This is a genomic window from Dyella terrae (assembly GCF_022394535.1).
GTDB lineage: Bacteria > Pseudomonadota > Gammaproteobacteria > Xanthomonadales > Rhodanobacteraceae > Dyella.
In genome coordinates this window covers 2,293,507-2,317,942 of record NZ_CP089414.1, presented here as the reverse complement: position 1 = coordinate 2,317,942, position 24,436 = coordinate 2,293,507, and the positions used below count along the sequence as shown (strand labels likewise).

General features: G+C 64.3%; 19 protein-coding genes and 1 pseudogene. 15 read left to right on the top strand and 5 right to left on the bottom strand.

Annotated elements, in window-relative coordinates; translation table 11 throughout:
* Positions 1–240: 240 nt before the first annotated feature.
* The 7 genes from pilG to DYST_RS09915 all read left to right on the top strand — a co-directional run bounded on the left by pilG (position 241) and on the right by DYST_RS09915 (position 12,217).
* Positions 241–630 carry a twitching motility response regulator PilG gene (gene pilG, locus DYST_RS09945; protein WP_102302112.1) on the top strand — a complete coding sequence of 130 codons (390 nt, stop codon included), beginning with the start codon at positions 241–243 and terminating at the stop codon, positions 628–630.
* 31 nt (positions 631–661) lie between these two features.
* On the top strand, positions 662–1,033 hold the full coding sequence (locus tag DYST_RS09940; RefSeq protein ID WP_102302113.1) for a response regulator: 372 nt from the start codon (positions 662–664) through the stop codon (positions 1,031–1,033).
* 7 nt (positions 1,034–1,040) lie between these two features.
* Entirely contained in the window at positions 1,041–1,580 is a 540-nt protein-coding gene (locus tag DYST_RS09935) for a chemotaxis protein CheW (RefSeq protein ID WP_102302114.1), read from the top strand.
* 115 nt (positions 1,581–1,695) lie between these two features.
* A complete protein-coding gene (locus DYST_RS09930; RefSeq protein ID WP_239951629.1) occupies positions 1,696–3,726 on the top strand; it encodes a methyl-accepting chemotaxis protein in 2,031 nt (676 codons plus the stop codon).
* Positions 3,727–3,808: 82 nt separating this feature from the next.
* The gene (locus tag DYST_RS09925; protein WP_239951627.1) at positions 3,809–9,967 is read left to right on the top strand and encodes an Hpt domain-containing protein; all 6,159 of its coding nucleotides are present in this window, start codon (positions 3,809–3,811) and stop codon (positions 9,965–9,967) included.
* Complete coding sequence (locus DYST_RS09920; protein ID WP_239951625.1) at positions 9,960–11,813, top strand: chemotaxis protein CheB; 1,854 nt, start codon at positions 9,960–9,962, stop codon at positions 11,811–11,813. The genes DYST_RS09925 and DYST_RS09920 overlap by 8 nt, the downstream gene beginning before the upstream one ends.
* Complete coding sequence (locus DYST_RS09915) at positions 11,810–12,217, top strand: chemotaxis protein CheW (protein WP_239951623.1); 408 nt, start codon at positions 11,810–11,812, stop codon at positions 12,215–12,217. The genes DYST_RS09920 and DYST_RS09915 overlap by 4 nt, the downstream gene beginning before the upstream one ends.
* 221 nt (positions 12,218–12,438) lie before the next feature.
* Here the strand turns inward: DYST_RS09915 and DYST_RS09910 are convergent, their stop codons facing one another.
* Positions 12,439–13,173 (bottom strand): 16S rRNA (uracil(1498)-N(3))-methyltransferase, encoded by a 735-nt coding sequence (locus DYST_RS09910; RefSeq protein ID WP_239951622.1) that lies wholly within the window; start codon positions 13,171–13,173, stop codon positions 12,439–12,441.
* A gap of 173 nt (positions 13,174–13,346) precedes the next feature.
* Here DYST_RS09910 and DYST_RS09905 point away from each other — a divergent pair, with 173 nt between their 5' ends.
* Entirely contained in the window at positions 13,347–13,667 is a 321-nt protein-coding gene (locus DYST_RS09905; RefSeq protein WP_102302120.1) for a hypothetical protein, read from the top strand.
* Here DYST_RS09905 and bioA read toward each other — a convergent pair.
* Positions 13,664–15,022: an adenosylmethionine--8-amino-7-oxononanoate transaminase gene (gene bioA / locus DYST_RS09900; protein WP_239951620.1), complete on the bottom strand. Its 1,359-nt coding sequence runs from the start codon at positions 15,020–15,022 to the stop codon at positions 13,664–13,666. The two genes, DYST_RS09905 and bioA, sit on opposite strands and share 4 nt — an antisense overlap.
* Positions 15,023–15,084: 62 nt before the next feature.
* Between bioA and DYST_RS09895 the strand changes: the two genes are divergently transcribed.
* From DYST_RS09895 to mazG, 6 genes and pseudogenes are all read left to right on the top strand, one after another.
* Complete coding sequence (locus DYST_RS09895; RefSeq protein ID WP_239951619.1) at positions 15,085–15,870, top strand: type II secretion system protein N; 786 nt, start codon at positions 15,085–15,087, stop codon at positions 15,868–15,870.
* Positions 15,867–16,648: pseudogene (locus DYST_RS09890) on the top strand (inositol monophosphatase family protein). Before DYST_RS09895 ends, DYST_RS09890 begins: the two are co-directional and overlap by 4 nt.
* Positions 16,649–16,657: 9 nt before the next feature.
* Entirely contained in the window at positions 16,658–16,999 is a 342-nt protein-coding gene (locus tag DYST_RS09885; protein WP_239951618.1) for a hypothetical protein, read from the top strand.
* 21 nt (positions 17,000–17,020) lie between these two features.
* Entirely contained in the window at positions 17,021–17,578 is a 558-nt protein-coding gene (nudE, locus tag DYST_RS09880) for an ADP compounds hydrolase NudE (RefSeq protein ID WP_102302125.1), read from the top strand.
* On the top strand, positions 17,575–18,402 hold the full coding sequence (cysQ, locus tag DYST_RS09875) for a 3'(2'),5'-bisphosphate nucleotidase CysQ (protein ID WP_239951617.1): 828 nt from the start codon (positions 17,575–17,577) through the stop codon (positions 18,400–18,402). Before nudE ends, cysQ begins: the two co-directional genes overlap by 4 nt.
* The gene (gene mazG / locus DYST_RS09870) at positions 18,399–19,214 is read left to right on the top strand and encodes a nucleoside triphosphate pyrophosphohydrolase (protein ID WP_239951616.1); all 816 of its coding nucleotides are present in this window, start codon (positions 18,399–18,401) and stop codon (positions 19,212–19,214) included. The genes cysQ and mazG overlap by 4 nt, the downstream gene beginning before the upstream one ends.
* A gap of 106 nt (positions 19,215–19,320) precedes the next feature.
* Here the strand turns inward: mazG and DYST_RS09865 are convergent, their stop codons facing one another.
* Positions 19,321–19,872, bottom strand: coding sequence for a hypothetical protein (locus tag DYST_RS09865; RefSeq protein WP_239951615.1), 552 nt, complete (start codon positions 19,870–19,872; stop codon positions 19,321–19,323).
* Between the two features lie 150 nt (positions 19,873–20,022).
* Here DYST_RS09865 and DYST_RS09860 point away from each other — a divergent pair, with 150 nt between their 5' ends.
* The gene (locus DYST_RS09860; RefSeq protein ID WP_239951614.1) at positions 20,023–20,793 is read left to right on the top strand and encodes a GIN domain-containing protein; all 771 of its coding nucleotides are present in this window, start codon (positions 20,023–20,025) and stop codon (positions 20,791–20,793) included.
* A 24-nt stretch (positions 20,794–20,817) separates the two neighbouring features.
* On the opposite strand, the gene DYST_RS09855 is transcribed toward DYST_RS09860, so the two are convergent.
* Positions 20,818–21,927, bottom strand: coding sequence for an SLC13 family permease (locus DYST_RS09855; RefSeq protein WP_239951613.1), 1,110 nt, complete (start codon positions 21,925–21,927; stop codon positions 20,818–20,820).
* A complete protein-coding gene (locus DYST_RS09850; RefSeq protein WP_239951612.1) occupies positions 21,928–24,411 on the bottom strand; it encodes an ABC transporter permease in 2,484 nt (827 codons plus the stop codon).
* Positions 24,412–24,436 lie beyond the last annotated feature (25 nt).

The following is a 24,436-nucleotide window of genomic DNA, read 5'->3' as shown; positions in this document are numbered from 1 at the left end:
GAAGGAGGCAAAGCGTTCGATTCAATGACGTAGAACGCTATACGTGAGATTTCAGCTTGACGGCACGTCGGGCAGGCGGTAAACAGCAACGCACGAGTGCCTGCCAGCTGAACGATCGCCGTACGTCGTCCTCGACGTGCGGTTTTGTATCTAATATGGGACCGCTAGCCCAATGGTTGGCGGTCGCATGGTTTACCTGAGCCAGGGGCGGGTCGCAGGGGGGGTGTTGTGAACTTGAATATGAATGGAAATGGCCTGGCCGGCCTCAAGGTCATGGTTATCGACGACTCGAAAACCATCCGCCGTACCGCCGAAACCTTGCTCAAGAAAGAAGGTTGCGACGTGCTTACGGCTGTGGACGGTTTCGAGGCGCTCGCGAAAATCTCCGACCAGAAGCCCGCGATCATCTTTGTCGACATCATGATGCCGCGTCTCGACGGCTATCAGACGTGCGCGCTGATCAAGAACAACCCGCAGTTCCGGGGCACGCCCGTCATCATGCTCAGTTCGAAAGACGGGCTGTTCGACAAGGCGCGCGGCCGCATCGTGGGCGCGGAACAATATTTGACCAAGCCGTTCACCCGGGACGAACTGCTTGGTGCAATCCATCGACATGTCGTTACGGTTTAAGCCCGACGACTACAGGATCTGAGGGGGGCCTGTGGCCAATATTCTCATCATCGACGATTCGCCGACGGACGTGCGCGTGTTCACCACGCTGCTCGAACGCGCGGGCTATCAGGTCGATTCCATCGGCAACGCCGAAGACGGCATTGAGCGCGTGCGCGAGCTCAAGCCTGATTTGGTCATCATGGATGTCATCATGCCGGGCATGAACGGCTTCCAGGCCACCCGCACGCTTACGCGTGACCCGATGACGTCGGGTATCCCGATTGTCATGATCACCACCAAGTCGATGGAGACGGACCGTGTGTGGGGGCTGCGCCAAGGTGCGCGTGCCTTCATCACTAAGCCTGTCAACGAGAAAGACTTGCTGGCCTGCATCAACGACTTGCTGCCCAACGCAGCGTGAGGTGACGATGAGCCAGACCGCGTCGCTCTCGCCGTTTGAAATCCTGGCCCGTTACGAGCGTCTTTCGCTTGTGCACGCCTCCGACACGCCGGAAAAGCTGGAAGCTCCCGGCCTGTGGCGCGGTATCGGCTATCGCGCGGGCAGTCGCCTGTTCGTCAGCGGCATCGACGAGATCAGCGAACTGCTGGCGGTCCCTTCGCTGACGCAGGTACCGGGTACACAACCGTGGCTGCTGGGCGTGGCGAACGTGCGCGGCAACTTGGTGCCGGTCATCGACCTGGCACGTTTCCTGTTTGGCGAACGCACGCAGTCCACCGAACGCACGCGACTCCTCGTCGTGCGCCAGGGTGCCGGCAGCGTGGCACTGATGGTGGATGAAGTTTTCGGCCAGCGTACGGTCGACGCGGAACAGCGTCGTCACGCCGAGCAGGAAGACGATCCACGCCTGGCACGTTTTGTGGATGATCGCGTAGGCGATTCGCGATTGGCTGTCTTCAGTATGGGCAAGCTGGTTCGTGCGCCGGATTTCCGTCAGGCTGCGGCTTGACGCGCAACAGTTGAACCACGAGTAGGACCGGCGCTGCTCAAGGCCGGAATCAGGGCGATGATCCGACGCCTTCGCCGGCATGGGCGGCGAGGCGTAGAAGGGCGAGGTGAACGAAATGAGCACTACAGGGGGCGTGGGCAAAGAGCGGGGCTATACAGGCCTCATCATTGCGCTGGTCATTGCGTTCGGTTTCACGGGTGTCGACTTCGCCATGCTCACCTTGCGTGGTCGCGAGGACGCGCAGGCGACGGGCCTGACCACTCAGATCCAGGTGTTGTCACAGCAGACGGCAAAGCTCGCGCTGGAAGCGGCGGACGGTAACGTCGACTCCTTCAAGGAGCTCGAAACCAACCGCAACACCATCGACGCGGCTATTCAGCGCCTCAACAAGGGCGACGAGAAGGGCGGCATGAAGCCCTATGCCGACAGCAACGCCACGCCCGCCGGCCGCGCCGTCAGCGCGCTCAGCAATGCCTGGGGTCAGCTCGACGGGGATATCGGCAAGATCCTCTCGAACAAGGCGCTGGTGGTGGATTCGGCGCAGCGCGCCTCCACTCTGGGTCGCGAACTGCCCCTGCTGAACTCCAGCATGGAGCAGGTGGTGAACATCCTGCAGCAGCGCGGCGGCAGCGCTGAGCAGACCTACACCTCCGCTCGTCAGATGGTGCTGGCTGACCGAATGATTCGCCGAGTGCAGGAAGTGCTGCAAGGTGGCGACGCCTCGCAGCCGGCTGCCGACGGCCTGGCCCGCGACGGCCAGCTCTACGGTTCGGTGCTCAAGGGCTTGCTCGAAGGCAACACCGAAGTCGGCGTGCGCGCCATGGGTGATACCAATGCGCGCAAGATCCTCGCCGACATGCAGACGCAGTGGGATGGCCTGCAGGATCCTGTCGGCAAGCTGGTCGGCGCCGCCGGCAACCTCAGTGACGTGAAGCGCGCCGGCAACCAGGCGTCGCTGGATTCGCAGAACGTGCTGCTGCGTGCGAACGAGCTTGCTGACCAGATCAGCAAGCTGCCGACCCGCCGCTTGTTCCCGAACCTGTGGTGGGGTGTGCTCGGTGCGATCGGCGCGGCCGCCTTCCTGGCCGTCCTTATCGTGCAGCTGATCGCCGACCAACGCCGCCGCTTCCAGGAATCGACCGAACTCAACCAGCGTAACCAGGAGGCCATCATGCGCCTGCTGGACGAAATGGGCTCGCTCGCCGAAGGTGACTTGACCGTCAAGACGACGGTGACCGAAGACATTACGGGTGCCATCGCCGACTCGGTGAACTACGCCATCGACGAGTTGCGCACCCTGGTGACGACGATCAACGAGACCTCGGAGCAGGTGTCGTCCTCGGCGCAGGAAACGCAGACCACCGCACGCCATCTGGCCGAGTCGGCACAGAATCAGGCGCAGCGCATCAGCACGGCGACCACCGCGATCAACCAGATCGCCAGCCTGATGGACACGGTGTCCAAGGACTCCGCCGAATCGGCCGACGTGGCGGAACGCTCGGTGCAGATCGCATCGCGCGGTGCGGAAGTGGTGCGCGAGACGATCTCGGGCATGGACTCCATCCGCGACCAGATCCAGGAAACGTCCAAGCGCATCAAGCGCCTGGGCGAGTCGTCGCAGGAAATCGGCTCCATCGTGGAACTGATCAACGACATCGCCGAGCAGACCAACATCCTCGCCTTGAACGCAGCCATCCAGGCGGCGTCGGCGGGTGAAGCGGGTCGCGGCTTCGCGGTCGTGGCGGACGAAGTGCAGCGCCTCGCGGAACGCTCCGCGAGCGCGACAAAGCGAATCGAAACGCTGGTGCAGACCATTCAGTCCGACACCAACGAAGCGGTGAACTCGATGGAACAGACCACCGCGGAAGTGGTGGCCGGTGCACGCCTCGCGGAAGACGCAGGCAGCGCGCTGGGTGACATCGAGCGCGTGTCGCATGACTTGTCGGCGCTGATTCAAAACATCTCCACCCAGGCGCGTCAGCAGTCGACCGCGGCAACCGATATTTCGGTGTCGATGAATGCGATCCAGGAAATTACTTCGCAGACCTCGCAAGGCGCGAGCCAGACCGCCGACTCGATCGGTTACCTGGCCCAGCTGGCGAGTGACCTGCGGCGTTCGGTGGCTCACTTTAAGCTGCCGGGTTGAACAAGCTGGCTAACAACGTTTTTTGCAGAAGCAACCTCGATGGTTGCGTGACAAAGCGTTACGTGGCCGCTGAGAGGGGCGCATGAGACTTCAAGACCATATCGATTTCACCACCCTGCAGTGGGTCAAGCCCGAGCTGGATGAAACGCTCGCCCTCGCCCGGCAGGCGTTGGAGTCCTATGTCGACAACCCAGGTGATCGGGATGCGATGCGCTCGTGCGCGGACAGCCTGCATCAGGTGCACGGCACGCTGCGCATGGTCGAGCTTTACGGCGCTGCCATGGTCACGGAGGAGATGGAAACACTTGCCATCTCGCTACTCGAAGACCATGTGGCCAACCGTGAGGAGGCTTATGCCGCGCTGATGCGCGGCCTGATGCAGCTGCCGGACTACCTGGAACGCCTTTCCGGCGGTCATCGCGACGTGCCGGTGGTGCTGTTGCCCTTGCTCAACGACTTGCGTTCGAGCCGCGGCCAGCAGGCGCTGCACGAATCGGCGCTGTTCACGCCAAACCTCGAGGTCGCATTGCCGGCCCAGGCGCCGGCGACGCTGCAGGAAGTCAGCGGCGAACGCCAGCGTAGCGAAGTCACCACGCTGCGCCTGCGTTTCCAGCAGCAGTTGCTGTCGTGGTTCCGCGGCCAGAGCAGTGACCAGCAATTGGCGGGCATGGTCCAGACGCTGGACGCCATCACGGCGCGCTGCCACACCGTCCCGGGCCGTCGCCTGTGGTGGATCGCAGCCGGTGTGCTGGAAGGTGTGCAGCAGGGCGCGTTGAAGGGCCAGACCGGCGAAGTGCGCCAGTTGATCGGCAAAGTCGATCGCAGCATGCGCCAGTTGGTTGAGCACGGTGAAGCCAACCTTCGCGGTGGCGATGCCGACGAACTTGCGCGCAAGCTGCTCTACGTCGTGGGTCAGGTCCGTCAGGGCAGCCCGCGCATGGAGCTGTTGCGCCAGACCTACGCACTCGACGCGCTGCTGCCCGAGCAGAGCGAGGTCGAGCACGCACGGGGTTCCATGGCCGGCCACAATCGAGCCTTGCTCGACTCCGTGGCAAAGGCGCTGAAGGACGACCTGCTACGCGTCAAGGAATCGCTCGATCTGTTCTTGCGCCAGACACATCCTGATCCCGCACAGCTGGCCAGCCAGACTGAGATCCTCGAGCGCGTCGGTGACACGCTGGGCATGCTCGCGCTGGGTGTGCCGCGTCGCGTGGTGAACGAGCAGCGGCGGGTGCTGGACGAAATCGTCAGCCGCGTGCGCGCGCCCGATGAAGAGCTGTTGCTCGACGTCGCCGGTGCGCTGCTGTACGTGGAAGCATCGCTGGACGATCACATCGAAAGCCTCGGCGCCGACGGCGAGCCGCTCAGCGAAGCGCCGACCGGCATGCTGCCCCGCAGCGAGGCACGCCATATCCTCGCAACGCTGATGCACGAGGCGACTGCCAACACCGGCAAGGTGAAGGACGCCATCGTCGCCTACGTTGAATCCGGTTGGCAGTCGCATCAATTGGCCGACGTAGGCCAATTGATGGATGAAGTCGCCGGTGCCCTGCGCATGTTGTCCGCACCGCGCCCGGCCGAACTGGCCGAAGGCATCGGCCGTTTCGTCGGCAACGAATTGCTGGTCGACCGTCGTGTGCCCAGCTCGGTGCAGATGGATCACCTGGCCGATGCACTGGCCGCGTTGGAGTACTACCTCGAGGCTGCGCGCGAACATCGCGGTGGGCTCGAACACATTCTGGACGTTGCCGAGCACAGCCTCAGCAGCTTGGGTTACTGGCCGCCGCCGGCCGTCCGCGCGCCGTCCGAAGACGAACTGGATGAGACGCCGCCGGAGCATGCGGCGCGCGCCGCCGACGCTGCACTCGCTGCTGCGCTCGCGAACCAGCCGGAACTGTCCGAGAGCGTCAGCGTGGCACACGGTGATGACCTGACCGGGCTGGTCGTGGGGTATAGCGAAACCCCGCAGCCCGAACCGCAGGAGATCACCGGCCTGCGCCTTGCTGACACCGTGCATATCACGCCGCAAGAGCCCGTGGAGGGCAGCGGCGAAGACGATTGGATCGAGATCGAGGAAGAAGTCGTCGAAGAAGTGCCGGCCGCCGGCGCCTCCGCGGTTGAGGCAGGCTTCCAAGCCAGCACCGCCGGCATCGACGACGACATCCGCGACATTTTCCTGGAGGAAATGCAGGAAGAGATAGACAGCCTGCACGCCGCGCGCAAAAACTGGCTGGCCGACGCGCAGCAGCTCGACGCGCTGACGTCGATTCGTCGCTCCTTCCATACGCTCAAGGGTTCTGGTCGCTTGGTCGGCGCCACCCTGCTGGGCGAGTTCGCCTGGAAGGTGGAGAACATGCTCAACCGGGTGCTGGACCAGTCGGTCCCGCCGAACGAGGGCGTGCAAGAGGTCGTTTCCGCCGCCATCGACGTCCTGCCGCAGTTCCGCGCCGCGTTGATGGGCGAGGGTGCGGTCACGGCGCCGGTTGCCGCGATCATGGAGATCGCCGAGCGCCTGGCGGCCAATCAGGCTGATGCGCGTCTGGCCGATGTGCCCACCACGGGTGCTACCGAAACCGTGCGCCGCATCGTCCGTCGTCGCGTGCCGCGCGCGAACGTGGCCGCCGAAGCGATTCCCGCTGCGACGCTGGCCGACATCGAAACAACCCATGCCGAGGTGCTCGCACCTACGCCTGAGCACGTCTTCTTCGAAGCGCCGGTGATGCCGCCGATCGATCCGGTGCTGCTGGAAATCCTGCGTAGTGAAGTAGCGCAGTATCTGGCCACAATCCGCACCGCGATCAACCGGGTCGATGGTGAGCTGCGCGTGGAAGACAGCCTGTTGCGTGCAGTGCACACGCTGCATGGCGCCATCGCCATGGTCGACATTCCGGTGTTGACGCAGCTTTTGTCACCGCTGGAAAGCCTGCTCAAGCGCCTGCGTGCCGCGGGTCAGCCGTTGTCACCGGAAGGCGTGCTGCTGCTCAGCCAGAGCGCCGACGCCGTCGACCATGTGATGAACCAGTTCGACGTGCCGTCGCCGCAGTTGCCGGACCTGGATGACCTGATCCATCGCCTGACCGAACTGCGCGACAGCCAGCCCGAACCCAAAGTCGCGCATGTGTTGTTCGAAACACCGATCGATCTTCAGGACGAGGTTCCGGCGCACCTGGCGGATGCTTCCCACGAGGAATCGTTTGGCGCGTCGCTGGACGAAGCACTGTCGGATGCGTCCAAACCTGTCGAGCCCGCCGTGCCGCCTGTCGTTGCCACTACGGACGACTATGCCGACGAGCTGCTCGCCGCCTTGGGTGAGTACGATCTCGACGCGCACCTGCCTGCCGCCAATCAGTCGTTGCATACGCCGCCGCACGCGCCGGTGAAGGGTGATGCCGAAAGCGACGAACTCGCCAAGTTGTATGCCGAGCTGATCGGTGAAGCCGAGACGCTGGAGATCGACCCGGTCGAGCACGAAGCTGACGCGCCGGCCGAACACGCCGTTGTGCATGAAGTGAATCTCGAGGAAGCGCAACCTGTCGTCGAAGCAGAAGCGACGACGCATCACTTCATCGAAGAGACCGAAGTACCCGACGTTGCTGCGTCGACGGACGACGAGCACGCGGTGTCCATCGACGCGCTGCCGCCCATCGACCTGCTGCCGATCGAAGAGATCGAGCTGGAGGCGCCGGCCATCGACGTGCCGGATGAAGAGATCGTGCTGGAAGCGCCGATCGTCGATGTGTCGGACGAAGAGATCGAGCTGGAAACGCTGGTAGCAGCCGAGCCGGCTCTTCCGGTGGAGGCATCGCCAGTCATTGAACCGGTGGTCGATGTGCCGGAAGTCGTGGAGGCCGCCGCGCAAGTGGATTCGCTCGACGAATCCTCTCTGCTGCACGGCCAGATCGATCCGGATCTGCTGGAGATCTTTATCGAGGAAGCGCGCGAGATTCTCGATCACTCTGACGGCGTGCTCGCCCAGTGGCGTGCCGAGCCGACGGCCATTGAGCATCTGGCCGAGATCCAGCGTGACCTGCATACCCTTAAGGGTGGTGCGCGCATCGCTGGCCTGATGGCCGTGGGCGACCTCACGCACGCCATCGAAACCGCCCTGGAAAAGCCGCTAAACGCAGACTCGGCGCACACCGGCGAATTGATCGCCGCGCTGGAAACGGGCTTCGATCAGTTGCACGGCCTCGTGCAGTTGGTTTCGCAGGGCCGGGCGATGCCGTATCCGCAGGCGACCATCGACCGCTTCCTGGCCATGGCTGGCGGCGGTGTCGATGTCGCGCCCACGCCGGCCGATGCCGCCAACGTGGTGCCGTTCGTGCCACGTACTGCGCCGCTGCCTGAACTGCTGCCGGAGGAGCGCGAGGAAGCGCAGTCCACGCCGCAGGAACAGATCCGCGTTCGCGCCGAACTGCTCGACTCGCTGGTGAATCACGCAGGCGAGGTTGCGATTTACCGTTCGCGCCTCGAACAGCAGGTGGCTGGCTACCGCTTCAACCTGGTCGAGCTTGACCAGACCGTGCAGCGTCTGCGCGGCCAGCTGCGTATGCTGGAAATCGAAACGGAAGCGCAGATCATCGCGCGCTTCCAGCGCGAGCATCGCGAAGCGGGCATGGCGGTGTTCGATCCGCTCGAGCTCGACCGCTTCTCGCAGTTGCAGCAGTACTCGCGTGCGCTGGCCGAGTCGGTATCCGACCTTGTGTCCATCCAGGGCATGCTGGACGAACTGACGCGTCAGGCCGAAACCTTGCTCATCCAGCAGTCGCGCGTGAGCTCCGAACTGCAGGATGGTCTGTTGCGCACGCGCATGCTGCCGTTCGACACCATGGTGCCGAACCTGCGCCGCACGCTGCGTCAGGCCGCACAGGAAGAAGGCAAGGGTGCCCAGCTCTACGTGGAGGGCGCCCACGGCGAAATGGACCGCAACCTGCTTGACCGCATCAAGGCTCCGTTTGAGCACATGCTGCGTAACGCGGTGGCGCACGGTATCGAATCGCCGGCTGATCGCCGCAAGGCAGGCAAGCCAGAAGAGGGCGCTGTACGCATCCGCGTGGCGCGCGAAGCGACCGAAGTGGTTGTGCGCGTGACGGACGATGGCCGCGGTCTGGATCGCGACGCCATCCGCAAACGCGGCGTGGAACGCGGTCTGGTTCGTGCCGATGCGCGCCTGAGCGACGACCAAGTGCTCGCCCTCATCACGCAGCCGGGCTTCTCCACTGCCAGCACCGTGACCCAGCTCGCTGGCCGTGGCGTGGGCATGGACGTGGTGGCGAACGAAATCAAGCAGCTCGGCGGTGCGCTGTCGATCGAATCGAAGGAAGGCCAGGGCACCACGTTCGTGCTGCGTCTGCCGTTCACCCTGGCAGTGACGCAGGCCATCCTGGTTCGCGTCGGCGAGTCTGCCTTCGCCATCCCGATGACCTCGGTGCAGGGTGTGGCGCGTATTAGCCCGGCGGAACTCGCCGAGCGCATGGCTGATCCGGAGCCGACCTTCCTGTACGGCGGCGAGAGCTACGACATCCACGAGCTGTCGGGGTTGCTGGGCATTACGGCCAGCCACGCCGGTGATGAAGAACAGATTCCCCTGTTGCTGACGCGCGCCGGTGACCTGCGCGGTGCGATCCGTATCGATGCCGTCATCGGCTCGCGCGAAATCGTGGTGAAGTCGGTCGGTCCACAGATCAGCTCGGTGCCCGGCATTCTCGGCGCGACCATCATGGGTGACGGCTCCGTGCTGATCATTCTCGATCTCGCCCCGCTGGTACGCCACGGTGTGATCCGTCGCCGGGCGCGACTCGACGAAGGCCTCAGTGCGGTGGCCACGCCGGTGGTGGAAGAGTCGCGTGTGCGTCCGCTGGTGATGGTGGTCGATGACTCCATCACCATGCGCAAGGTGACTGGCCGCGTGCTGGAGCGTCACGAGTACGAAGTCGCCACGGCGAAGGACGGCGTGGACGCACTCGAGAAGTTGCACGAGCGCGTGCCTGACCTGATGCTGCTCGACATCGAGATGCCGCGCATGGACGGTTACGAGCTGGCCACGCATATGAAGGCCGATTCGCGATTCCGCGACGTGCCGATCATCATGATCACGTCGCGTACCGGCGATAAGCATCGCCAGCGCGCGTTCGACATCGGCGTGGACCGTTACCTCGGCAAGCCTTACCAGGAGGCCGAGCTGCTGATGCAGATCGGCGAGGTGCTCGAGCAGCGCACCACGGAGTCGCTCAATGGCTGAAACGGCGACTGCGGTAGCCCTGTTGTTCGATGACGTGGAGCTCGGCGGCCAACTGCGCGAGGCACTGCGAGAGCGTGGGGCGAGGATCGTGCACGAAGGTGCCCTGTCCACCCTGAGCAAACAGATGCTCGACACCACCCGCGCGGAAGTGCTGGTGGTGAACCTGGACGATGACGCCGAGAACGACCTCGATCGCCTTTACGACGTGCTCGATGGCGACAGGCCGCGCGTGGTGTTCAACGACGCCGCCGCTAGCCGTTCCCTCGACGGTTGGGATCGTGCGCGCTGGGCGCGCCATCTCGCCGTGAAGGTCATGGCCCAAGGGGATCTGGATCCGCCGCGTCCGCTCGACGCGCCGGCCGTTCCCGAGGTGGCCGCACCTGTGGCTGTGGAAAGCGTGGCCGCCATGGGCGTCGAAGCGCCCGCGTGGGATCTCACCTCGCTTGTAGATACGACGGAAGTGGCGCCGGCGGCACCGCAGGTCAGCGCTGCGACCGAGGTGGAATCCGAATCGCTGGCAGCGGAGCTCGAAGCCTTGCTTGCCGCCGACGAACCCGTGGTAGCGGATGAAGCCCATGCATCGCATTCGCCGCAGCAGGAGCACGGCGAGCCCTTGCATGCCGATGATTTTGCGGCGCTGGACGATCTGCCGCTCGATACGGAAGACGAGTTTGGCTCTGGCCTGAAGTTCAGCGCTGACGACGAATTGCCGCCGTTGCACGATGGCAACTTCGGCGCGACCGCGCATGAGGCCACCGCGCCCGATCACGACTTTGGCTCGGGCCTGAAATTCAACGCCACCGACGAACTACCGCCGTTGCACGACGGTAGGTTCGGCGTGGAAACGCTCGCTACGCAGGGACCTGCGCCCATTGAAGAGCTGACCCACGAAGCGGTGTCTCATCAGGTGCCTTCGTTCCAATTGGATCATCTCGCGCTGGCGCCACTGGACGACTCGTTCATGCCAGCGACGGCAGATGCTGCGAAGCCATCGTCCTCGTCGGTGCTGGATCTGGCGTCGAGCTGGTCCCTGGTCGACGAAGATGATGCGCACGCGCCTGTCGCGGCCCCTGCGCCCGCATCGGCGAACCCGAAGGAGTTCGGGGTCGAGAAGTTGAGCGCGGCAGATTTCCTGGCGCCGGAAGGTGGCGAGGAACACGCCTCCATCATCGAGCCAGGAGCGGCGCTGGAACTGGTGTCGATGGAAGAAGCCCTGGCGCCGAAGGAGTACGACGCCGGCACCGAGATGTTGCTCGACGACCTGGATAGCGCGATCGGTCGCCTGCTCGTGCTGGGCGCCGCGGCAGATAGCCTGGAAGCGGTGTGCTCGTTCCTGTCGATGTTGCCGACGGACCTGCGCATCGCGGTGCTGCATGTCCAGCATCTCGGCGGCAAGTCGGTTGAGGCCTTGTCCGATACGTTGACGCGCCATAGCGACCTCCCCGTGCGTATCGCTGGCCCTGGTGTGCGGGCCCGCGTGGGTGAGGTGCTGGTTGTCCCCGGTGGACAGCAGGCGCGCATCCATCGCGATGGGCGCGTGGAGTTGCAGTCACTGGAGAACAATGACATGCGCAGCTCGCCGATCGACGCGAGCTTCACCATGGCGGCCAACGTATTCGGTCGCAGCGCACAGGCTATCGTCTTCGCGGGACAAGCCAACGATGCGCTCGGTGGCTGCCAGGCGATCCATGATCGCGGTGGCCAGGTCTGGATTGAGTCTTCCGACGGTCACTTCGCGGACATGGTGCACGGCATCGAGGCCGAGCGGCTGCACAGTTATTCGGGTACGCCAGCCGAGTTGGCGGCGCGCCTGGTGGAAGAGACGTTGATGGAGGGCCGGCGATGAGTGATCTACCACTACCACGTGAAATCCGTTGCGTATTGGTGCCGGTTGGCAACCTGCGCCTGCTGTTGCCCAACGCCACCGTGGCCGAAGTGATCACCATGCCCGCGCCGGAACCCATGGAAGGTTCGCCGCCGTGGTTGCTGGGTCGCATCGCGTGGCGTGGCTGGCGTGTGCCGCTGGTGTCGTTCAATACGCTGGCAGGTGCCGGCGAGGGCGATAGCGAGCAGGCGGTGCGCGTGGCCGTGCTGAAGGCGCTGGGCGGGCATGCGGATCTGCCGTTCATCGCGGTGGTCACCCAGGGTTTTCCGCGTCTGACCACGCTCAATGCCGAGCTGATCATTCCCACGCATGACGGTGCGCCGTTGCCCCCCAGGTGTACGCGCGCAGGTACTGGTGCGCGATGACATCGCGGTGATCCCGGATCTGGAAGGGATTGAGGCGGAATTGATCGAGTTGCTTGAGCTTGCGAGCTGAGCCCGGCAGGACGTGAGCCTTTAACTCCCTCTCCCCTACGGGCGACCCGAAGGTAGTCCCCTTTTGGGAGAGAGGGTTGGGGTGAGGGGTCAACCTAGCCTCGACCTTCCAACTAGCTCGTCATCCCGGCGCACACCCAACGGCGTGCGATTCACACATCCCCATGCAACGCCTGCAGCGCTGCCAGTGCTGCCAGGCCCGCCGTTTCCGTGCGGAGGATGCGCGGCCCAAGGCGTAGGCCGGTAAAGCCGGCGTCAGTGAGTGCTGCGGTATCGCGTTGACCCAAGCCGCCCTCGGGACCCACCACCAGCACGCCACCTGCCGCGGAGAACTTCAGTTCGCCTGGACGATGGGTGCCTTCGGGCAGCAGGGCCAGGCGCAGTGCACCGTCGTGGGGAAGGTCGCGGAGCCAATGTTCCAGCGGGATGGCTGGTAAGACCTCGGGCAGACGGGCGCGGCCGCTCTGCTCACAGGCGCTGGCAACGACGGCCTGCCAGTGGGCCAGCCGTTTTTCGGCGCGACTGGCGTCAAGTTTCACTTCGGAGCGTTCGGTCAGCAGCGGAATGATGCGCGCCACACCCAGTTCGGTGGCCTTCTGCACGATCAAGTCCATCTTCTCGCCGCGCGCCACACCCTGGGCCAGCGTCAGTGGCAAGGGCGATTCATTGGCCACCGGCAGGGCGGCTTCCACCCGTACCTGGACATCGCGCTTGCCGACGGACTGGATCACGGCGGGATAGTCCACGCCGTCGCCATTGAACAAGGTAATCGGGGCGCCTGCCGTCAATCGCAGCACGCGCGCCACGTGTTCGCCCGCCTGCGCTGGCAGGTCCAACGCCTGGCCGATGGCGAGCGGTAGTTCGACATGTATACGAATCGTGCGCATGGAGCGTTATCAGAGGAACGGAAACGAAAAGCATAGCGGACCGGAGAAATACCGTCCCATGCGGTCTGCGAGCGGTTAGCTGAATGCGCGGGAGATGCCCACGCAGCGGCATTTGCCTGTTAGCGGCTACCGGCGCAGCATGTCACACATCCCCTGTTCCCCGGAGGTGGATCATGGTCAGCAAATCCCTTCTCATCCTTGTCATGACACTGGGCGTCGCCCCGATCGCCATGGCGCAGGAAAACCCCGCGCCCGCGGCTCAGTCAACCCTGCAGGGCGCCGGCAACCCGAACGCGTCGCAGAGCCCGTTGAAACCCGGCAATCGCAACTGCCTGCAATCGACCGGTAGCCTGATTCCGGCCAAGCAGGGTACTTGCCTGCCGGTGGCCGGTCGCAGCTACAGCCGTCAGGACATCCTCAACACGGGCCAGGTGGATACGGGCCGGGCGCTGGAGCAGTTGGATCCGAGCATCACGGTGCGTGGCGGCCACTAAGCCACGGCGCGCTCGATGCCTGCGATCGCGGTATCGACCAAGTGGTCGATCTCGTCGGTGCTGACGACGTAGGGCGGCATGAAGTAAATGATGTCGCCCAGTGGGCGAAGCAGTGCCTCGTGTTCCAGGCCGTGCAAGTAGACGCGTAGTCCACGCCGTTCCGATGAAGGGAACGGCGTGCGGGTTGCTTTGTCCGCCACCAGTTCCACCGCGCCAATCATGCCGGTCTGCCGTACGTCAGCTACATGCGGATGATCGCGTAGCGGTGCCAGTCGTTTGGCCAGGTGTGCCGCCAATACGCGATTGCGCTCAAGCACGGGTTCGTCGCGGAATATCCGCATGGTTTCCAGCGCCACGCGGCAGGCCAGTGGGTTGCCGGTGTAGCTGTGCGAGTGCAGGAATGCCTTGCCTGCGCTGTATTCGGCATAGAACGCTTCGTACACGTTCGCCGTGGTCAGCACCGCTGACAGCGGTAGAAAACCGCCGGTGAGCCCCTTGGAGAGACACATGAAGTCCGGCGAGACGCTGGCCTGTTCGCACGCGAACAGCGTGCCGGTGCGGCCGAAGCCCACGGCGATTTCGTCGGCGATGAAATGCACGTGGTATTCGTCGCACAGACGGCGCAACCCCGCGAGATAGTCCGGGTGATACATGCGCATGCCTCCGGCACATTGCACCAGGGGCTCCACGATGACGGCGCACACCTCGTGCGCGTGCGCCTCCAGCAAGTGGCGGAGCTCGTCCAGGCGTCGCTGTGCGACTTCGCTCGCGCTCTCGCCGGGAAGCGCTTCATAAGTGTCCGCGGAGGGCGCGAGGATGGGCGTGAGTAACAGTGGCGCGTATGTCTTCCGGTAGAGCGCGACGTCGCTGACCGAGAGTGCGCCCAGCGTTTCGCCGTGGTAGCTGCCGGTCAATGCGATGAAGCGCGTTTTCTCGCCGTGACCCTGATTGAGCCAATAGTGGAAGCTCATCTTCAGCGCCACTTCGATAGCGGCCGAGCCATTGTCCGCATAGAACACGCGATTGAGTCCCGGCGGGGTCACGCGCACCAGTTCTTCCGCCAGCGCTACGCCGGGCTCGTGCGTGAAGCCCGCGAAAATCACGTGCTCCAGCGTGTGGGCCTGTTCGGCGAGTGCCGCCGCCAGACGCGGGTTGGCGTGGCCGAACAGATTGGTCCACCACGAACTGATGCCGTCGAGATAGCGGCGGCCGTTCGTGTCGATCAACCAGGCGCCTTCGCCGCGGGCGATAGGCACCATCGGCACCGTGCGGTGGTCGTACATCTGCGTGCAGGGGTGCCAGAGCAGGCTCAGGTCGCGACGCACCAGCGCGTCGCCAGCAGGGAAGGTATTCATCGGGCTATGATCGGGGTTTCGAGCATGCACGCTCAAGTCCCGCGTCCTGTCTGGGAGCCGAGTTGAAGGTCTGGCGTATTGCACTTATGGGCCTGGTGGCCTTGTTGCTGGCGGTTTTCGTGCTGCTTTGGTTCCTGCCGGCCCGTTGGGCCATGCCGTGGCTGGAGAGTCGGCTGAACGGTGCGCAATTGCAGGACGTCAGTGGCCTGCTATGGGATGGCAAGGCGGGAAAATTGTTGTCTGCCAAGGGCGAGAACCTGGGCGAGCTGCAATGGCAGCTTTCACGTGCCGCCCTATTGGGTGACAACCGGTTGCATGTGGAACTGCATGGCTCCCGCGTGGATTTCGCGGGCAACATGACGGGAAAGCAGGCCGCCGAGGCTACCTGGACGGACGTCCAAATGCGCGTTGACCTGGACGTTCTCGGCGCCGGCCCCATGGTGCTGGGCGGATGGCCGCGCGGCACGCTTCGCGCGACGGCCGCTCATCTCCAGTTGCGCGGTGGTTGGCCTGGGAGCCTCGATGCCCACGTGCAATGGCAGGCAGCAGCGCTCCGCACGGTCGCGCTGGGCGAGCTCCCGCTGGGCGATCTGCGTGCGGAACTGCAGGCGGTGAATGGCGTGATCGAAGGGCACGTGCAGGACGATGGCAACGGCCCGTTGCGCGTCGACGGTCGCCTGCAGCTCAGTCCTCTCGCGCGGCGTTTCACTGCCGTCACCGCGCCCAGAGGGCAACATCCGGAACTTCAGCGCTGGCTAGCCGCTTTTGGCACCACCGATACCGATGGCGTCACGCACATCAACTACAGTGGTGGTCTCGCAGCCGCCCTCCGCGGGGAGAAACGATGAGCGAACTGAACTTGTCCAAGGCGCTGGACGCCGCGCGCGAAGCCGCGGAAGCCGCTGGCGTGGTGCTGCGGCACTACTGGCGCAAGGGTGTGGCGGTGGAACTCAAGAGCGACGACACGCCGGTGACGGCGGCGGATCGCGAAGCAGAGTTGGCCATTCGCGAGATCCTGCAAAAAGCGCTGCCCGAGGCATCGATCTTTGGCGAAGAGTTCGGCCGTGACGACCAGGGCAATGACTTGCTGTGGATGGTCGACCCCTTGGACGGCACCAAGAGCTTCGTGCGCCGCACGCCATTTTCTCTACACAGATCGCGCTGCTGCATCGTGGCGAACTGGTGCTCGGCGTGTCGAGCGCACCGGTCTACGGCGAGACCATGTGGGCGAGCAAAGACGGTGGCGCGTGGTTCAACGGTGAGCGCGTCCACGTGGCCGACACCCGAGATATGGCCAAGGCCTCCCTTTCCACCGGCAACATCAAGACCCTGACCAAGGACGCGCGCTGGGCCGCGTTGGGCGCGATGATTCGCGACAGCAACCGCATCCGTGGCTACGGTGATTTCTGCCACTACCACTTGCTGGCGCGCGGCGGGCTAGACCTGGTGATCGAGTCGGATGTCAGCATCCTGGACGTGGCCGCGTTGGCCGTTATCGTGCGGGAGGCGGGCGGCGTATTCACGGACCTCGCCGGCAAGGCGCTTACGCTAGACACCACCAGCGTGCTGGCGGGAACGCCTGCCATCCACGCGCTGGCACTTGACCGATTTTCCACCTCTCACTGAGAAACCGTCATGGAAGACCTGATTCCGATCTACTCCATCCTCATTGGCACCGCGCCCGTATTCGTTGCCTGCGTCGTCGGCATCGTGATGGCCGGCGTGTACTGGTCCAGGGCGCGCAAATCGGCTTTGTTGATGCTGGTGGCCTGCGTGCTGCAGGTGTTGCTTCTCGTCGCGCATTCGGTGATGAGTGGCTGGTATATCCCTCACTTGATGCATGAGGGCACTTCTTCCGCCATCCAGGTGCTTGCTACGTCCTGGGCCTTGGTCAGCAGCCTGCTGCATGCCATCGCTCTCGGCCTGATGATCTGGGCCGCCTTCTCCGGTCGCCATCACGCGCCGCCGCCCCCCTGACCCCCGCGCTACAATCGCCCGATGCCAAAGCCACCGATCATCCATGCCACCCGGGACGTGCACGACAGCAGCTTCCTGCGCGTCGAGCAGCTCGACCTGGAGTTCTCCAACGGAGAGCGCCGCACCTATGAGCGCCTGAAGGGCGGTGGACTCGGCGCCGTCATCATCGTGCCGATGATCGATGACGAGACCGTGCTGCTTGTGCGCGAGTACGGCGCCGGCGTGGGACGGTACGAACTAAGCTTGCCCAAGGGGCGACTTGATCGTGACGAGACCGTGGAGCAGGGGGCTGACCGCGAACTCAAGGAGGAGGTCGGCTACGGCGCGCGCAAGCTCAAAATTCTGCACAACCTGTCGTTGTCGCCTTCGTACATGACGCACATGGCGCACGTGGTGCTCGCGCAGGATCTATACCCGGAACGCCTCGAGGGTGATGAGCCCGAAGAGCTGGAAGTGGTCCCATGGAAGCTCGCCGATCTGCACGTGCTGATCGCGCGGGACGACGTCACCGAAGGCCGTTCCATTGCAGCCCTCTTTATGGCACGCGAGTATCTTGCGGGCCGCTTTTCGCCGACATGACTCAAGCCCCCTTTTCCAAGCTGCTGCAGCAGATCGCTGCGATCGCCCGTGACGCCGCCGAGGCCATCCTCGTTGTTTATGGTGAAGACTTCGAAGTCGAACGCAAGCAGGATCATTCGCCGGTCACCGCCGCTGACCTTGCCGCGCAACGCGTGATTACGGCGGGTCTTGCTACGCTGGATGACATCCTTCCGGTGATTTCCGAGGAGGCCCGCGCCGCACCGTGGTCGCAGCGTCGCGAGTGGCAACGCTATTGGCTGGTCGATCCGCTGGACGGCACGCGCGAGTTCATCAAGCGCAATGGCGAGTTCACCGTGAACATCGCACTCATCGAGAACCATCAGCCTGTGCTTGGCGTGGTGCTGGCGCCGGTCACCGGCGAGCTCTATGTCGCGGCACGCGGCGAGGGTGCCTGGTTGCAGCGCGAGACGGGTGGTGCCTGGCAGCGTATCGGTACGCGACGTATGGCGGAGCCCGCCACCGTAGCTGGCAGCCGCTCGCACGGTGGCTCGGGCGCGGCTTTGCTGCAGCAGTTGATCGGTGACGACTACGCGTCGACGCCGCTGGGCTCATCGCTGAAATTCTGCGTGGTAGCGCGTGGCGATGCGGACGTCTATTTGCGTCGAGGCGCTACCAGTGAATGGGATACTGCGGCAGCGCAGAGCGTGCTGGAGGAAGCCGGTGGGGCCGTACTCGACCTTGCGGGTGAGCCGTTGCGCTACAACCGTGGCGATTCGCTGATCAATCCGGAATTCATCGCCGTAGGCGACGTCTCCATCGACTGGAAAGCACGCTTGCAGTCGGCGGATATGGACGCCTCATGAGCGACGCGCGCCGACACGACATGGACGACCTGCTCGCGATCATGACGCGCCTGCGCGATCCGAAGAACGGTTGCCCCTGGGACGTGCAGCAGGATTTCTCCACTATTGCGCCGTACACCATCGAAGAGGCGTACGAGGTGGCGGATGCCATCGATCGCAAGGATTGGCATGACCTGCGCGATGAATTGGGCGACTTGTTGTTACAGGTGGTCTTCCACGCGCAGATGGCGAAAGAGGCGAGCTTGTTCGAGTTCTCCGACGTGGCGCATGCGATCAGCGAGAAGATGCGGCGGCGTCATCCGCATGTCTTCGGTGATGAGCGCTATGACGATCTCGATGCGCAGAAGCAGGCCTGGGACGATATCAAGGCCGCCGAACGCGCCGCCAAGGGCGAAGAGCACGACGACAGCGCGCTGGCCGGCGTTTCACGCGGACTACCCGAATGGAAGCGAGCGCTGAAATTACAGGAACGCGCTGCTCGGGTCGGCTTTGACTGGCCCGATGAACAGCCCGTGCTGGACAAGTTGCTGGAAGAGGTCGGCGAGGTACGCGCCGAGTTCGCCAACGGTCGCGACAGGCATCGTCTGCAGGACGAGATCGGTGACGTTCTGTTCGTCGTGGTGAATCTTGCCCGGCATGCGGGCGTGGATTTCTCCCAGGCATTGCGCCATGCGAACGCCAAGTTCGAACGACGCTTCCGCGCGATGGAGCAACTGGCGCATGCCGATGGCAAGCCCCTGCCCGAGCAGGATCTAGCCTGCCAGGAAATGCTGTGGCAACGCGCCAAGCAGCAGGAAAAACCGGTCGCCTGAGGTAGCTTCAGCGAAGGATAAAAAGGAGGCACGGGCTCTGGGGTTCCCGTGCCTCAGGGCATGGCGCTGCCTAACGGCAGTGCCGCTTTTCTTGTTATCTGATTTCTTAGGATTGGGGCGCCGGCTTGGCCTGGCTGTGGCGCTGTTCCCAATCGCTACGCATCTTGTCGAGCTCGGCGCGCTTCTTCGCCTCGTTACTCAGGTTCTCGTCGAGGCTCTTGCGCAGCGTGGCAATGGCTTGGTCGGTGTTGGCTGGCGCCGACTGCACGCGGGCCAACTGGTGATACGCATAGGTGCGCACGCGTGGGTCCTGCGACTTGGACAGCACGTCGTTGTAAAGGGCCGGAAGCTCCTTGGTGCGACCGCTTTCCCGGTACAGGCGCTCCAGGGCGGTGAGGTCGCCGATCACCGGTGATTCGGGTGCGTCGAAGCCCATGCGGCCAAAACCGGGGCGACCAAAGCCCGGGCCCGGACCAGGGCCACCGAAGTCCGGACCACCCATGAAGTCGGCCATACCGTCATGCGCCATGGGTTCCGTCTTGCCAGCTGCGTTCTTGGCCGGCGGTGCGCTCGGCGCGCCGTCTTGGGCGATAACCAGCGAGGCCGCTCCGATAACCGCCAGGACGAGTACGGTGGCGAGCAATGTTTTGCGCTGCATGGCAGGGTGACTCCACGTCGGTTCGTGAAGTCTCAAACGTCGTTTGGCGGCGCGGGTTGACGATGGGGTCTGCAAGAGCCTGTTTGTAGCCTCTAAACCTTTTGTCGTCCTGGGCCATCAAAGCGTTATCCAGCCAATGAGGAACCATCTATGCGCCGTCTGATCCTAGCAATCCTGTTGCTCGCTCCACTGGCGTCCTACGCCGATGACTGCCAGTACCAAGCCCCGCGCAATCTCACGCTCGATCTTCAGGGTGTGCGCGAGGTAGAGGTGGACCTGCATAGCTATGACCTGCATCTCTCCGGCGCGAGTGGCAGCGGGGGCATTGTGACGGGGCGTGCCTGTGCGTCCGATCCGAAGTTGCTGGATGACTTGACCGTGACCCAGCGCCGCGAGGGCGATCGCCTGATCGTGGAGGTCGGCGGTCGTTCGCACATCAATATCTCGCTGTTTGGCCACAGTTCGACCAGCCTGAAGTTGGACATGCAGGTGCCCGTACAGATGCCGGTCGTGCTCAATATCGGTTCGGGTGATGCCTGGGCGATGGGCCTGCAGCGATTGAGCACGCAGGTGGGTTCGGGTGACCTGCACGTCAGCAAGATCGCTGGCCCGCTCGCCTTGAGCGTGGGTTCGGGTGATATCGACGCGAATGACGTGGGTAGCCTCGATGCCGGCTCCATCGGCTCCGGCGACCTGAAGGTCAATGGCGTCCGTGGCGATGCCCGCGTGGGCAGCATTGGTTCGGGCGACGTCGGTCTCCGCAACGTGAGCGGCAACGTGCGCGTGGATACCTTGGGTTCGGGCGACCTGGTGGTGCGCGATGTGCAAGGCGACCTCACGCTGGGCGCCAAAGGTAGCGGCGACGTTAGCCATTCCGGTGTCAAGGGTAAGGTGAGCGTGCCGCACGACCGCGACGACTGACGGGGTACGCGCCGCGCTGGCTGATCAGCTGATCCAGTGATACACGAAATAGACCAGCGGCGCGCACACCAGCAGAAACGGTATGGACACCACATGCAGCAGCCGCGCACCGCGCGGCTGCCTCGCAAGGCGCAGAGCGATCAGGTTGGCGAGTGAGCCAATGGCTACGCCGAAACCACCCACGTTCACCGCGACAGCCAGCGCCATCGGGTCAGGTGCGTGGCGTAGCAGCAGCACGGTAGCCGGAACGTTGCTGATTAGCTGCGAGGCGAGGATGCCGCTGGCGTAAAGCGTGAGCGGATGTTCCAGATCGAGGCTTTCCAGCCCGCGTTGTACCCACGCGAGCTCGGCAAAATGGCCCAAGCCCAGAAAGATTGCTGCAAACGTTGCCAGCAAAAACCAGTCCACACGGCGCAGCGTGCCGCGCTCCAGCAGGGCGAAGGGCACGAACAGCAGCAGCGCACCGAGCACCGCGTGGTTGTGCTCCATCATCAGCACCATGCTGCCCAGCGCCAGCACCGACAGGATCGCCTGCGGGGTCGATACCGGATGGCCATCGATGTCCTTGGCATGCAGGATCACGCGGCCACGCGGCATCCACGCCACGGTCAGCAGAAGCAGCAGGATAAACATGGTGCCGAACGCCGGCAGCATCTTCTGCACGAACTCCATGAAGGGCAGATGCGTGTATTGCCATAACAGCAGGTTCTGCGGGTTGCCGATGGGGCTGAGCGTGGAACCCGCGTTGACGGCCAGCGCCTCCAACACCACCGTGCGCATCACGGGCAGATTGGAGATGGTGCCGATGGCGAGCGTCAGTGGCACCAGCAGGAACAGGCTCACGTCATTGGTGAGCACCATTGAGAGCAACGCCGTTGCACTTACCAGCAACACGCCCAGGCCACGCAACGAGTGCACGCGCTCGACCAGCGCTGCGGCGGCATGTTGCACCAGACCGCTGTCACGGATGCCCTGGATACAGATCATCAACCCCAGCAGGCCGGCCAACGTTGGCAGTTGCAGCCAGCGCTGGTAAGTGGCCAGCGGATGCGGGTCGACGATCGCCAGCACGATGGCCAGCAACCCAAAGCCAATGAGCAGGTGTTCGTGCGCAACACGTTTGATCCAATGCACTCAGGCTTCCCTTAGCAGCTGCATGGGCGATGTGCGGCTGACGCGCGCCGTGCCAATCAGGCCCAGCATCATCACCACGACGGCGGCAGCGAGGGCAGCCAGCAGCAGCGATCCCAGTGGCGGAACGAAATGTTCGATGTGGAAGATGGCATGTCCTAGCCACAGCCCGGTGCCCGCCGCACCGAATGCGGCAGTGAGGCCCGCCACGAGTCCCAGCAGCCCGAATTCGCAGGCCGCCGCCATGCGCAGCTGCGTGCGGCGCGCGCCCAGCGTGCGCAGCAGGGCGGCTTCGTGGCGACGCTCCTGCGCGCTGGACGCGAGTGCGGCAGCAAGTACCAGTGCGCCTGCGAGCAGGCTGAAAGCAAGCACCCAGCGCACGGCACCGCTTACCTGATTCACGATCTCGCGCACGCGGTCGAGCATGGCGTCGACGTCGATCAGGCTGAGGTTGCTGTAATCACGGCTGAGTTGCGCCAGGGATTCGGCGTGTCCACGCGGAAGGTAGAAACTGGCAATCCACGTATGTGGCAACGAGGCGGCATGCGCCGGATCGAACACCAGGAAGAAATTCACCCGGAACGACGTCCAATCCACCTTGCGGATGCTGCCTACCCGCGCGTCGATGCTGCCTTCGCCCACGTTGAAACGCATCATGTCGCCGACCTTCAGGCCGTACATGTCGCGCCACATCGTGTCGATGGATACTTCGGCGTCGGCCGGATGCTCGCCGTGCCATTGCCCGGCGATCACCTCGTTGCTCGGTGGCAGATCGCTGGCCCAGGACAGGCGCAGTTGGCGGTCGGACCAGTCCTTGGCGCGCTCGTCCTTGAAGTGCATCTGATCAATGGGCTGGCCGTTGATGGCCGTGAGCTTGCCCACGGCAAGCGGGGCCATATTGAGCTTCTGGCCGCCGATGCGTGCAAGAGCCTGCTCGAAACCTTCGCGTTGATCGTCCTGCAGGTTGAGCACGAACCAGTTGGGTGTGTCGGCCGGCAGTTCGCGTCGCCAACCTTCGAGCAAGGCCGGTGCAACGATAGCCAGCAGCAACAGCGCGACCAGCCCCAGGCTCAGTGCCGTGGCCTGCAGCAAGCTCATGCCGCGACGGCGAGCCAGTGCAGCAAGCCCAAGGCGTAGCGCAGGATGCGCTCCAGGCGCCACGCGTCGCGCTGTCCAAAGCAGCAAGGCGGAGAGCAGGGCAGCGACCACGGCCACACCCAGCAGGCTCACGGCAAGGATGCCTGCCAGCTTGGCCGAGCCGCTCTGGCTCCAGATCAGTAACAGCGCTACCAGGGCAGGTACGAGATACAGCGCATCGAAACGGCGCACGCGTCGCGCCGCGCTTTCGCGGAAGACAGCGACCGGTGGCACCTCCGCAAGCCGCGCTAGCGGCGGTAACGCAAAGCCGGCGAGCACCGCCAAGCCCATGACGGCAGCGGCGATGGCGGGCTCCAGGGGCAGCGTGGTCGGGATGGCAGAGAACAGTTCGCTGGCAAAGCCCCAGGTGATCTGCGCCATACCGAGCGCTAGCAGGGCGCCGACAATCACGGAAGGCACGGCGAGCAAGCCCAGCGTGCCGACCAGCAGGCCCAGCACTTGCCGGCGTGGCGTGCCGAGTGCGCGCAGCAGTGCCACTTCGTTGGTCTTGCGACGCGCATAGCGCTGTGCGGCCAGCGCAATGGCGACGCCGGCCAGCAACGCGGAAAGCAGTGCCGTGAGGCGCAGGAAGGCGCTGGCGCGGTCGAAGGCGCTGCGCATGCGTTCCTGAGTTTGCTCCGGCGTGATTAGCTCCGCGCCTTGCGGCAGGGTCTGGGCTTCCACCCAGGTCCGCCAGTCCTGTACTGGGGAAGGCTGGCCTGCCACCAGCAGCCGATGGCGCGCGCGGCTGCCCACGCCGAGTAGGCCGGCCTGCTCGGCATCGCCGATGTTCATGAGTGCGCGCGGCGCCATGGCCACGAGTTCACCACCATCGGGCAGGCGCACCAGTTCCGCGGCGATGCGCAGGTCGCGCCCGCCCAACTGCAGGCTGTCGCCGACCTTCAGGCCCAAGGCGACCAGCGCGCGATGGTCGAGATAGACCGCACCTGCTGCCGGCCCGTGGCCTGCGGTGGTGTCACCGGTGCCTTGTGCCAGCTCCATCGTGCCGCGCAGCGGATAAGCGTTGTCGGTAGCGAGCACGTCGAGCAGTTGGCTTTGCTCATGCGCGAAGGCCACGCTGGGGAAGCTCGCGCCCTGCGTGACCTGCAGGCCGCGTTGGTGCGCTTGCGCTGCATAGTCCGGCGGCAACGATTGCGGTGCGCTGATGCCAAGGTCGCCGCCGATCAGCTCGGCTGCGCTGGCGAGTACGCCACGTTCCATGCGCGCGGCCAGTGTGGCGACCACGCCCAGCGCCACCACGGCAAGCACCAGTGAGGCGCCAAGCGTGCGTAGCTCGGGTAGATGCCATTCGCGACGCAAGGTGCGCAGGGATAGCGTCAGCAGCCTCATGCGCGCCACCCGGTGAAGGTAGCCG